The organism is Mesorhizobium sp. M0184, assembly GCF_040322215.1.
In the GTDB taxonomy this organism is placed as follows: domain Bacteria; phylum Pseudomonadota; class Alphaproteobacteria; order Rhizobiales; family Rhizobiaceae; genus Mesorhizobium.
The window spans coordinates 82,934-94,964 of record NZ_JAMYSZ010000013.1 but is presented as its reverse complement, the minus strand read 5'-3'; the positions used below and the strand labels follow the sequence as shown (position 1 = coordinate 94,964).

Annotated in this window: 6 protein-coding genes, 1 tRNA gene and 1 pseudogene; 4 read left to right on the top strand and 4 right to left on the bottom strand. The window is 62.4% G+C overall.

Annotated features, from left to right (window positions below; translation table 11 throughout):
• Positions 1–152 precede the first annotated feature (152 nt).
• The 3 genes and pseudogenes from cmk to aroA all read right to left on the bottom strand — a co-directional run bounded on the left by cmk (position 153) and on the right by aroA (position 2,467).
• The gene (cmk, locus tag NKJ23_RS17750) at positions 153–803 is read right to left on the bottom strand and encodes a (d)CMP kinase (RefSeq protein WP_352625169.1); all 651 of its coding nucleotides are present in this window, start codon (positions 801–803) and stop codon (positions 153–155) included.
• Positions 804–833: 30 nt separating this feature from the next.
• Positions 834–1,112: pseudogene (locus NKJ23_RS17745) on the bottom strand (DUF6881 domain-containing protein); the annotation flags it as partial.
• A complete protein-coding gene (gene aroA, locus NKJ23_RS17740) occupies positions 1,109–2,467 on the bottom strand; it encodes a 3-phosphoshikimate 1-carboxyvinyltransferase (RefSeq protein ID WP_352681420.1) in 1,359 nt (452 codons plus the stop codon). The pseudogene NKJ23_RS17745 and the gene aroA, both read right to left, overlap by 4 nt.
• A 194-nt stretch (positions 2,468–2,661) precedes the next feature.
• Between aroA and NKJ23_RS17735 the strand changes: the two genes are divergently transcribed.
• Positions 2,662–3,051: a TIGR02300 family protein gene (locus NKJ23_RS17735; protein WP_023676282.1), complete on the top strand. Its 390-nt coding sequence runs from the start codon at positions 2,662–2,664 to the stop codon at positions 3,049–3,051.
• A 163-nt stretch (positions 3,052–3,214) separates the two neighbouring features.
• Positions 3,215–3,290, top strand: a tRNA-Ala gene (locus NKJ23_RS17730).
• 224 nt (positions 3,291–3,514) lie between these two features.
• On the opposite strand, the gene NKJ23_RS17725 is transcribed toward NKJ23_RS17730, so the two are convergent.
• Positions 3,515–3,820 carry a hypothetical protein gene (locus NKJ23_RS17725; RefSeq protein WP_352623313.1) on the bottom strand — a complete coding sequence of 102 codons (306 nt, stop codon included), beginning with the start codon at positions 3,818–3,820 and terminating at the stop codon, positions 3,515–3,517.
• A gap of 286 nt (positions 3,821–4,106) precedes the next feature.
• On the opposite strand from NKJ23_RS17725, the gene NKJ23_RS17720 reads away from it, so the two are divergent.
• Positions 4,107–9,818 (top strand): HAMP domain-containing protein, encoded by a 5,712-nt coding sequence (locus NKJ23_RS17720; protein WP_352681507.1) that lies wholly within the window; start codon positions 4,107–4,109, stop codon positions 9,816–9,818.
• Between the two features lie 52 nt (positions 9,819–9,870).
• Positions 9,871–11,937, top strand: coding sequence for a PAS domain-containing hybrid sensor histidine kinase/response regulator (locus NKJ23_RS17715; RefSeq protein WP_352448429.1), 2,067 nt, complete (start codon positions 9,871–9,873; stop codon positions 11,935–11,937).
• Positions 11,938–12,031 lie beyond the last annotated feature (94 nt).

Here is a 12,031-nt window from a genome sequence, read left to right as displayed (position 1 = left end):
CGTTGCGTTGGCCTGCCGGCGTTCCGGGCAAAAAGCCCTTGGCCGCCCTTGAGCGGCAATTCCGGCGCATGAAGAATGCTGGCAGGCTGGTTCATACCCGATATGGGAATTCTTGTTGTCGCCGGCAATCGGCGGCGGCAGGAAAACCCGGCTCAGGCTTCGTTTCTCTTGGCCAGGACGTTGTCGATGATCACCTGAGCTGCCAGAAACGCGGCCTCTATAGCCATTTCCGACGTGTCGAGCAAGTGCGCATCGGCCGCCGGCTTCAAGGGCGAGTCCATGCGGCCCATGTCGCGCTCGTCGCGGCGCACGATATCGGCAAGGATTTCATCGAAATTGGCAGTGCCGCCGATGCTCTCGATTTCGTCCAGCCGCCGCTTTGCCCGCACCTCGGCGCTGGCCGTGACATAGAGTTTTACGTCGGCATCGGGACAGACGACGGTGCCGATGTCGCGGCCGTCGAGCACCGCACCCGGCGGGGTTTTTGCAAAGTCGCGCTGCTTGTCGACCAGTATGCGCCGGACCGACGGGATGACAGCCACTTTCGAAGCCGCCTCGCCGACCGCGTGTGCCGAAAGCACGGCGCGGTCGAGCTTTGCCAGATCGACCTGACGAGCCGCGGTTTCAGCGGCCGAGACATTGTCGAGCGGCAGGCCGAGCCGGAGCAGCGCATGCGCCACCGCGCGATAGGTAAGGCCGGTGTCGAGCAGGTTCAGCCGATAGTGATCGGCCAGCCGCCGGGCAAGGGTGCCTTTGCCGGCACCGGCAGGTCCGTCGATGGCGATGGTGAAGGACGCCGTCATATGCCGTCGCGAGGCAAGCGCCTGCTGCCAACGCTTTTCAAACTCTGCCGCCGTGACTTCCACCGCCTCAAATACAGGATCAGCGTTGATCTCGTCGAGGTCCGGAAAAGGTTGGTCTGAGTTCGTTGTCCCGCCAACTTCGAGGTCCTCTGATCCATCTGGCGCGACGCCACGTGACGCAAAACCGACTGAACCGTCCCGATAGAACTCTATTGTTCTCGACTGATAGTTGTCGTCGGCAATCTCATACCAGAGATGAGATGGTTGCTCCGGCCGCTCGTGCTTCCAATGTACGCAGACATATTTCATTCAATCTCCGCACCGAGCCCCTTCATCAGGCCCATGAACTCCGGAAAACTCGTCGCGATCATCGCCTGGTCGTCGATGGTCACGGGCTTTTCCGTCGCCAGCCCCATCACCAGAAAACTCATGGCGATGCGGTGATCGAGATGGGTCTGGACGATGGTGCCCTGTCCGTTGGGATGCTGGCCGAGGCCCTTGCCGCCGGGTTTTCCGCGCACGACAAGCGAGGCCTCGTCTTCGCTGCAGTCCACGCCGTTGAGCTTCAGCCCTTCGGCCACTGCCGACAGCCGGTCGGATTCCTTCACGCGCAGCTCTTCCAGCCCGAGCATCAGCGTCTCGCCCTCGGCGAAGCTCGCCGCCACGGCAAGCACCGGATACTCGTCGATCATGGTCGGCGCCCGTTCGGGCGGCACGGTGACGCCTTTCAGCTCGGAGTAACGCACGCGCAGGTCGGCGACGTCTTCGCCGCCTTCATTGCGGCGCTCGAGAATGTCGATCCGGGCGCCCATTTCCTGCAGCGTCAGCAGAAGGCCTGTGCGGGTCGGGTTCATCAGCACGTTTTCGATGGTAATGTCCGAACCCGGCACGATCAGCGCCGCCACCAGCGGAAAGCCGGCCGAGGAGGGGTCGCCAGGCACCGCGATCGTCTGGCCGGTGAGCTTGCCCTGGCCTTCGATGAAAATGTGGCGCACGCCGCGCTCGTCGGTCTCGACCGACAGATTGGCGCCGAACCCCTTGAGCATCTTTTCGGTGTGGTCGCGCGTCATAACCGGCTCGATGACGGTGGTGATGCCCGGCGTGTTCAGCCCAGCCAGCAGCACCGCCGACTTGACTTGCGCCGATGCCATCGGCACGCGGTAGGTGATCGGCGCGGCGTGCTTGGGCCCGTGCATCGTGATCGGCATGCGGTCGCCGGGCGTCGCCTTCAGCACCTGCACGCCCATCTGGCGAAGCGGTTCGAGCACGCGGCCCATCGGCCGGCCCGACAGCGAGGCGTCGCCGATGAAGGTGGTTTCCATGTCATAGGTGCCGACCAGGCCCATGGTGAGGCGTGAGCCGGTGCCGGCATTGCCGAAGTCGAGCGCGCCTTCCGGCTGCAGCAGCGCGCCGTTGCCGGTACCGCGGATCACCCACTCAGCGCCATGCTTCTCGATATGAGCGCCCATCGCCTTCATGGCAGCGCCCGTACGCATCACGTCCTCGCCTTCCAGCAGCCCGGTGATGCGGGTTTCGCCGGAGGCCAGGCCACCGAACATGAACGAGCGGTGCGAGATCGACTTGTCGCCCGGCACCCGTGCCGCGCCTGAAAGGCCAGATGATTTGCGGGCGGTGGCCTGCTTCGGGGCGGCAGTGTGCGACATGGTTCTTTCCTGGAAACGCCGGCGGCCGGCCATTTTCTGCTGGTTTGCGGGGTCTCCTATCATGGCGTACCGAAATGGTCATCCCCTTGGTATGAAGGCCTTCGAATTCAAGCTTTTTGGGACGCCGGCTTTTCGCTTTGACAGCGCCGTAAACTCTGGTTAAGGGGACCAAACTTTCATCGACGAGGCTTGCTGTGGCAAAACCCGAACTTGGCACCAAACGCATCGACCCGGAGACAGGTCGAAAATTCTATGACTTGAACAAGGACCCGATCGTCTCGCCTTACACGGGCAAGAGCTATCCGCGCTCCTATTTCGAGGAAGGCAAGATCGCCGCCCTCGAGGAGGAAGAGGAAGTTGCCGAGAAGGAAGTGGACGCCGAGGAGGAAGAGGGCGTCGAGGTCGTCTCGCTCGAAGAGGCGGACGAGGACGCGAAGGCCGACGAGCTTCCCGATCTCGGCGATGACGAAGACGACGTTGACCTTGGCGATGACGAGGATGACACGTTCCTCGCCGACGAGGAGGAAGAAGACGACGACGTTGCCGACATGATCGGCGTCGGCGAAGACGACGACGAAGTCTGAGCGAACCGCATTCGCCGGCTTTCGCGGCGCTGCCTAGAAAAAGCGGTTCTTGAAGGCTTGATATTGACTGAGGGCGGGGTTAGAAGCCGCCATCACTAACGGCGCGGTCTAGAACCCGCGCCGGATCTCTTCGCCGGAAACGGCGCCGGTGAACTGCCGGAGTGGGGCCATAGCTCAGTTGGGAGAGCGCTTGAATGGCATTCAAGAGGTCGTCGGTTCGATTCCGATTGGCTCCACCAGTTCTCTCCGCGAAAATCAGCAGAACGGCCGCCCGCCCGTCCGGGCTGGCCGTCGCAGAACCTAGCTGAGACTAGTGTAATCGGCCGCCCTACTTGGGCTCGCCGATCCATTCAGAAGTAGTGAGCCCGTGCCCGGTCTGTGCATTTTTCTGGCTGTGGTTTGAACCGCGAGCACCGGGACTCGACCAGGCAGCGGGCTGAAATGATCGCTGCGCAAAACTCCGTTACTTGTTGCAGTTCTGCATATCCGACGTCATAGCGCCGCTGGGGGTGTTGTTGTCGGTATCGATGCCCGCCGTATCCTTGCAGCGGTCCTCCATACCGTTTGTCTGCGGCGTGGTAGAGTTCGTTGCGTTCGGATCGATCGTGTTCGGGGTAGCTGCGCTGCCGGTCCCGGTGTTGCCGCCGGAAGTGCCTGTGTTGACGCCGGTATTGCCATCGGCGCTACCGGTCCCGGAGTCCATGGATTGTGCCATGGCAGATGTGGCCAGGCCGATAGCAAGTAGGGATGCAGAGAGAATTTTCATCATCTTAGTGTCTCCATCGAGTTGCATCGCTCTATCGCGATCTATACCAACGAGAGTTTTTTCGAGATGTTCCGTTTGGCAGAAATATTGATCGATACATCATTATGGATCTTTGTTGCTCGTCGTTTCGTGAATGCGGCTGCGAAATTCCTGCCGCATAGCGGCAATTTCGTCTGGAACCAAATCGAGCATGCCGCGTTCTTGCGCTTGCGGGGAGTTGTGTCGGCCGCAGGGGACAGTTTCACCAGGACATTCAAGAAATCCGTGAGCTGGGAGGGGCGCTGTGAGCGTGCTTGCATCCACAAGGCAATTGGACCACCGTCAAATACTGAACGCGCTGAAGGCTTTTCGGAGCGGTGATTTCTCCGTTCGTATCGACAATGTCTACGCCGGCCTTGATTCCGAGATCGCCGACACCTTCAACGAAATCGTAGAACTCAACGATCAGGTCACGCGCGAGTTCGAACGCCTCAGCAAGGTCGTCGGCAAGGATGGCCGGATCGGCGAACGCGGCCGTGTCCGCAACGCCACCGGCAGCTGGGAATCGAGCGTCCGTTCCGTCAACGATCTGATCGAGGACATGGTTCAGCCGACGGCCGAAGTGGCGCGCGTCATCGGCGCGGTGGCCAAGGGTGACCTGTCGCAGACGATGATGGTCGAAATCGACGGCCGGCAGCTGCGCGGCGAGTTTCTGCGAATCGGCAAGATCGTCAACACCATGGTCGGGCAACTGGCCTCCTTCGCCTCGGAAGTGACGCGCGTGGCGCGCGAGGTCGGCACCGAAGGCAAGCTCGGCGGCCAGGCCCGCGTGAAAGGTGTGGCCGGGACCTGGAAGGACCTGACCGACAACGTCAACGCGATGGCGACGAACCTGACCGGGCAGGTGCGCAACATCGCCGAGGTGACGACCGCCGTCGCTTCCGGCGACCTGTCGAAGAAGATTACCGTCGACGTGAAAGGCGAAATCCTCGAACTCAAGAACACCATCAACACGATGGTCGACCAGCTCAATTCCTTCGCCTCGGAAGTGACGCGCGTCGCGCGCGAAGTCGGTACAGAAGGCAAGCTCGGCGGCCAGGCGCGCGTCGAAGGTGTCGGCGGCACCTGGAAGGACCTGACCGACAACGTCAACCTGATGGCCGAGAACCTGACCGGCCAGGTGCGCAATATAGCCGAGGTGACGACGGCTGTGGCGCTGGGCGACCTGTCGAAGAAGATCACCGTCGACGTCAAGGGCGAGATCCTCGAGCTGAAATCGACTATCAACACCATGGTCGACCAGCTGAATTCATTTGCCGGCGAGGTGACGCGCGTCGCCCGCGAGGTCGGCACCGAGGGCAAGCTCGGCGGCCAGGCTCAGGTGCGCGGCGTTGCCGGCACCTGGAAGGACCTGACCGACAACGTCAATTCGATGGCCGAGAACCTGACCGGCCAGGTGCGCAACATCGCCGAGGTGACGACTGCGGTCGCTTCGGGCGACCTGTCGAAGAAGATCACTGTCGCCGTGCAAGGCGAAATCCTCGAGCTCAAGGACACCATCAACACGATGGTCGACCAGCTCAATTCCTTCGCTTCGGAAGTGACGCGTGTGGCGCGCGAGGTCGGAACCGAAGGCAAGCTCGGCGGCCAGGCCGAGGTGAAAGGGGTCGGCGGCACCTGGAAAGACCTGACCGATAACGTCAACCTGATGGCCGCCAATCTGACCGGCCAGGTCCGCAACATCGCCGAGGTGACGACCGCCGTTGCCCGCGGCGACCTGTCGAAGAAGATCACCGTCGACGTCAAGGGCGAAATCCTGGAGCTCAAGGATACCGTCAACACGATGGTCGACCAGCTTAATTCCTTCGCCTCGGAAGTGACGCGTGTGGCGCGCGAAGTGGGGTCGGAAGGCAAGCTCGGCGGCCAGGCGCATGTCGAGGGTGTCGGCGGCACCTGGAAGGATCTGACCGACAACGTCAACGCCATGGCCGGCAATCTGACCGTGCAGTTGCGCGACGTCTCCAAGGTGGCGACGGCAATTGCGACCGGCGATTTGACCCAGAAGATCACCGTCGATGCGCTGGGCGAGATCCTGCAGATCAAGGACGTCATCAACACGATGGTCGACCAGCTGAATTCCTTCGCCTCCGAGGTGACGCGCGTGGCGCGCGAGGTCGGTTCGGACGGCAAGCTCGGCGGCCAGGCGCAGGTGCGCGGCGTTGCCGGCACCTGGAAAGACTTGACCGACAATGTCAATGCGATGGCTGCCAACCTGACCGGCCAGGTGCGCAACATCGCCGAGGTGACGACGGCAGTGGCGCTGGGCGACCTGTCGAAGAAGATCACGGTCGATGTGCGCGGCGAGATCCTCGAGCTCAAGGACACCATCAATACGATGGTCGACCAGCTGAATTCCTTTGCCTCGGAGGTGACGCGCGTTGCGCGCGAGGTCGGCACCGAAGGCAAGCTCGGCGGCCAGGCGCAGGTGCGCGGCGTTGCCGGCACCTGGAAGGATCTGACCGACAATGTGAATTCGATGGCCGAGAACCTGACCGGCCAGGTCCGCAACATCGCCGAGGTGACCACCGCTGTGGCGCGCGGCGACCTGTCGAAGAAGATCACCGTCGACGTCAAGGGCGAGATCCTGGAGCTGAAATCGACGATCAACACCATGGTCGACCAGCTGAACTCCTTTGCCGGCGAAGTGACGCGTGTCGCCCGCGAGGTCGGCACCGAGGGCAAGCTCGGCGGCCAGGCGCGGGTCGAGGGCGTTGCCGGCACCTGGAAGGACCTGACCGACAACGTCAATCTAATGGCGACGAACCTGACCAACCAGGTGCGCGGCATCGCCGATGTCGTGACCGCGGTCGCGCAAGGCAATCTCAAGCGCAAGCTGACGGTCGACGCCAAGGGCGAGATCGCTTCGCTCGCCGACACCATCAACGGCATGATCGAGACGCTGGCGACCTTCGCCGACCAGGTGACCAACGTCGCCCGCGAGGTGGGCATCGAAGGCAAGCTCGGCGGCCAGGCCCGGGTGCCCGGCGCTGCCGGCCTTTGGCGCGACCTGACCGACAACGTCAATCAGCTGGCGGCCAACCTGACCACCCAGGTGCGCGCCATCGCCGAGGTGTCGACGGCGGTGACCAAGGGCGATCTGACCCGCTCGATCAGCGTCCAGGCCTCCGGCGAGGTGGCGGCGCTGAAAGACAACATCAACGAGATGATCCGCAATTTGAAGGACCAGACGCTGAAGAATGCCGAGCAGGACTGGCTGAAGACCAATCTCGCCCGCTTCTCGCGCATGCTGCAGGGCGAGCGCGACCTGGCCACGATCTCGCGCCTCATCATGTCCGAACTCGCCCCGCTGGTGAATGCGCAATATGGCGTGTTCTACGTGACCAACCGCGACGAGGATGAATTCTATCTGGAGCTCGCCGCCTCCTATGGCGCCGAAAGCAAGGCGGAGATCAAGCAACGCCTCGATCTGCGCGAAGGCCTTGTCGGGCAGAGTGCCGCCGACAAGCGCGCCATCATGCTGGACAATGTGCCGCCGAATTTCCTGCGCGTTACCTCCGGCCTTGGCAATGCCGCGCCGGCGAACGTGATCATTCTTCCGGCTCTGTTCGAAGACGAGGTGAAGGCCGTCATCGAACTCGCCTCGTTCAGCGAATTCCGCGACACGCACCAGTCGTTCCTCAACCAGCTGATGGAATCCGTCGGCATCGTTCTCAACACCATCGCCGCCACCATGCGCACCGAAGGCCTGCTCAAGCAGTCGCAGCTGCTGACCTCGGAATTGCAGGCGCGTCAGACCGAACTGACCAAGAAGCAGGAGGAGCTGCACGCCACCAATGAGGAGCTGCAGGAAAAGGCGCAGCTGCTCGAGAACGAAAAGAAGCAGGTGGAGAACAAGAACCTGGAAATCGAGATGGCGCGGCGGGCGCTGGAGGAGAAGGCCGAGCAGCTGGCGCTTACCTCGAAATACAAGTCGGAATTCCTCGCCAATATGAGCCACGAACTGCGCACGCCGCTGAACTCGCTGCTCATCCTTTCAAACCTGCTCGCAACCAACCAGCAGGGCAATCTCAACGACAAGCAGGTCGAGTTCGCGCGCACCATCAATTCGGCCGGCACCGACCTCTTGAGCCTCATCAACGACATCCTCGACCTGTCGAAGATCGAATCGGGCACCGTCTCGATCGATATCAACGATATGCCCGTGGTGCATCTTCGCCAGCATATGGAGCGAACCTTCCGGCAGCTGGCGACCGACAAGGGACTTGGCTTCACCATCAATGTCGACCCCGAGCTGCCGGAGACCGTCCGCACCGACGAGAAGCGCTTGCAGCAGATCGTGCTCAACCTTTTGTCGAACGCCTTCAAGTTCACCTCGCAAGGCGAGGTCCGCTTGAATTTCCGGGCCGAAAAGACGGGCCGTCACAACGGTTCGGCGCAACCGATGGAGGCGCTCGCGATCGTGGTCAGCGATACCGGCATCGGTATTCCGCAAGACAAGCAGAAGCTAATTTTCGAGGCCTTCCAGCAGGCCGACGGCACCACAAGCCGCAAATATGGCGGCACCGGGCTTGGGCTCTCGATCAGCCGGGAGATTGCCCGGCTGCTCGGCGGCGAATTGCGGGTCGAGAGCACGCCGGGCAAGGGTTCGACGTTCACTCTGGTCATTCCATTCGACGGACCCCGGATGGCCTTGGCCCCGCAAGCGGCGTTGCTGCCGGCGATGGAGGTGGCCGCGACGACAGCGCAGCCGAGCCCGCCGTCCTCCGAATTGCTCGATGACCGCGACACGATCTCGTCGGAAGATCGGGTCGTGCTGATCGTCGAGGACGACCCGACCTTCGGCGGTTTGCTGCTCGGCCTTGCACGTTCGGCCGGGCTGAAAGGCGTCCTGTCGACCGCAGGCTCCGGCACGCTGGCTTTGGCACGCAAGCTGGTTCCCGACGCGATTACGCTCGATCTCGGACTATCGGATATCGACGGCTGGGTGTTGTTCGATCTGCTTCGCCATGACCCGAAAACCAAGGACATTCCCGTTCATGTCATCTCGGGCGCCGAAGACATCGAGGTGCTTGCCCGCAAGGGTGCATCCAGCATTTCAACCAAGCCCGTATCGTCGGACGAACTGATGAAGGTCTTCCAGGATATTCATTCCAGAAAGCTCCGCGTCCAGAGCCGCGTCCTGATTGCCGATCCCGATCCGGAGCGCCGCCTTTCGCTGATCGAGGCGATCCGCGACGGCGTCACCTCGGTTACGGCGATCGGCCGCGTCGCGGCGAATGCGGACGAAATCGGCATCGCCAACTATGATGCCGTTGTGCTCGGCTTTGGCCGCTCGGCCAAGGACAACGCCCAGATGCTGGATGAGATTGCCGTCCTGTTCGGGCAGTCGGTGTCGCGACTGCTGTTCTTTGCGCCTCATCCGGAAGCGCTGCAACAGTCGCTCGCCTTGCATCCGGCATTGGCGGATGTTCCGCGGGCGGAGAATTTCGCGCAGCTGGCTCTCCTGATGTCGGCAACACTCCCCGGGCGAGGCCACGAAAACGATGGTGCGGCAGCCGAACAGCCGGACAAATTCGACCTCGCCGGCGCAAAGGTCCTCATCGTCGACGACGACATCCGCAACATCTATTCGCTTACCAGCGTTCTCGAGACCTATGACATCCAGGTGCTGCATGCGGAGCGCGGCCGGGAAGGTATCGCGCTTCTGGAGCAGAGCCCGGACATCGATGCGGCACTGATCGATATCATGATGCCGGAAATGGATGGCTACGAGACGATGCGGCAGATCCGCAGCATGCCGGAGATCGCCCATATCCCGTTGATCTCGGTCACAGCCAAGGCAATGAAGGGCGACCGGCAGAAGTGCCTCGACGCCGGCGCCTCCGACTACATCGCCAAGCCTGTCGACCTCGATCTGCTGTTGGCATTGCTGCGTGTCTGGATCGGCCGTTCGCGATCCCGTGTCCATGGTCCGGAAAAGACGCTCATGGCAGTGAACTGACGGCCGCTCGATGCAGAAGCTGTCGAGAAACGGAGCAAGGAAACTGGAGGTCATGGCGCCGGCAGCGGGGCCGGCAAAGGCGCGCATCCTGGCCGTGGATGACGACGAGCGCAATCTGCTGGCGATCGGCGAGGTTCTGACCCCTATCGGTGAAGTCGTCTGCGTGCAGTCGGGCGAAGAGGCGTTGCGCGCACTGCTGAAGGAGGATTTCGCAGTCATCCTGCTGGATGTGCTGATGCCCCGGCTGGATGGCTACGAGACCGCGGGATTGATCCGCCAGCGCGAGCAATCCAGGCGAACGCCGATAATTTTTCTCACCGCCATCAACAAGGAAGACGCGCACATGCTGCGCGGCTACGACGCCGGCGCGGTGGATTACGTGTTCAAGCCTTTCGACCCGGCCATGCTGCGTTCCAAGGTTACCGTGTTCGTCGAACTTCATGAGAAGACGCTCGAAATCCAGCAAAAGGCGGCTGCCGAGCAACGGCTGCTGGCCCAGGCACTGCAGGCGCAGAAGGAAAAGCTCGAGGCCGAGCGGGCGCTGCGCAGCGCACAGGAGCGGCAGCATGCCATTTTGAGCTCTCTTCCGGTCTGCTTCCACGCAAGGGCGGCGGAGCCGCCGTTCGGCGCCAGCTTTGTCACCGAAGGGGTCGAACGCCTGACCGGCTTTCCTGCGGAACGGCTGACCGCCGATCCAGGCTTCGGCCTGAGCCGCGTTCATCCCGACGATCTGCCGAGAGTGAGGGAGGTCCTGCTCGCAGCCAAGGCCACCGGCTCCTACACCTGCGAATTCCGCTGGCAATGCGCCGACGGCAATTACCGGATTTTTCTCGACCAGGGCGTCCTGTCGAATGGCTCCGACGGCCGGAAGCCTGAGATCCTCGGCACATTGCTGGACGTTACCGAGCGGCGCGAGCTTGAGGACCAGCTGCTGCAGTCGCAGCGCCTCGACGCGATCGGCAAGCTTACCGGTGGCCTGGCGCATGATTTCAACAATCTGCTTGCCGCAATTCTCAGCGGATTGGGATTGCTCGAGCGCCATGCCGAGTTCGACGGACAGACCAGGCAGGTTCTGGAACTGACACGCCGGTCGGCAAAACAAGGCGCCGAGCTCGTCAACCGCATGCTTGCCTTCTCGCGCCGCCAGACGCTGAGGCCGCAGGCCGTGCGCCTCGCCGCGCTCGGCGATACAATGAACGGGTTGGTGGCCCCGGTCCTGGGCGGCCTGATCCGTTTCGATTGGCTTGTCGACGACACTGTGTGGCCGGCGCATGTCGATGCCAGCCAGCTGGAGCTCGCGCTGATGAACCTGGTCTTCAACGCGCGCGATGCCATGCCGTCCGGCGGCACGATAATCGTGGAGGCGCAAGATCGAACGCTAGGCAGTGCAGCCGAGGATATTTCGGCGGGCGACTATGTCGTGGTCACGGTCAAGGACACGGGCTCGGGCATACCGGCTGACATTCTCGCCAAGGTCGTCGAACCGTTCTTCACCACAAAACCGGTCGGCAAAGGCACTGGCCTCGGTCTGAGCACGGTGCATGGTTTCGTCGAGCAATCGGGCGGCACGCTTCGCATTGAAAGCACCGTCGGCAGTGGAACATCCGTCCAGCTCTGGCTGCCGCGTTCAATCGAGCGTCCGGTCGAAATCCCCGAGAAATCCGATGCCGACGACAGCGTCGTGAATGCCGGCGAGGACTATCCATCGGTCCTGCTGATCGACGACAGCAACGTACTGAGGGAACTGACGGCGCAATCGCTTCGCCAACATGGCTTTGCGGTTACCTGTGCCGGGGGCGGTGCCGAAGCGCTGGCGATGATCGAGCGGGCGCCGTACGATTTCGATGTCATCGTCACCGATTTTGCCATGCCGCTCGTCTCGGGCCTGGAGGTCATTCGGTTCGCCCGCAATCTGCGGTCCGATTGGCCGGCGGTGATGATAACGGGATATGCCGATGCCGACGCGATCGCCGACCGGCCCCCCGACGTGCCGCTGCTCGGCAAACCGCTGCGCGAAAAGGACCTGATGGAGAGCATTCTTGCGGCGGCCGCGCGCGCCGGCTCGCAGAAAGCCAGGCAGGCCCAGCCGGTGAAAGGCGGGTACCGGTTTTCGACCTGAAGAGACAAGCCTCATCGAATCGAAACGGTACGTTCCGTATCCTCGATCGTCCGCGACATCCAGCCTGTGCGCAACACGGAGCGCCGGCCCATGG

Excerpts from the sequence above, each read along its gene's own strand:
- cmk (WP_352625169.1), bottom strand. The coding sequence starts at position 803 with ATGACGGCGTCCTTCACCATCGCCATCGACGGACCTGCCGGTGCCGGC.
- aroA (WP_352681420.1), bottom strand. The coding sequence starts at position 2,467 with ATGTCGCACACTGCCGCCCCGAAGCAGGCCACCGCCCGCAAATCATCT.
- NKJ23_RS17725 (WP_352623313.1), bottom strand. The coding sequence starts at position 3,820 with ATGATGAAAATTCTCTCTGCATCCCTACTTGCTATCGGCCTGGCCACA.
- NKJ23_RS17715 (WP_352448429.1), top strand. The coding sequence starts at position 9,871 with ATGGCGCCGGCAGCGGGGCCGGCAAAGGCGCGCATCCTGGCCGTGGAT.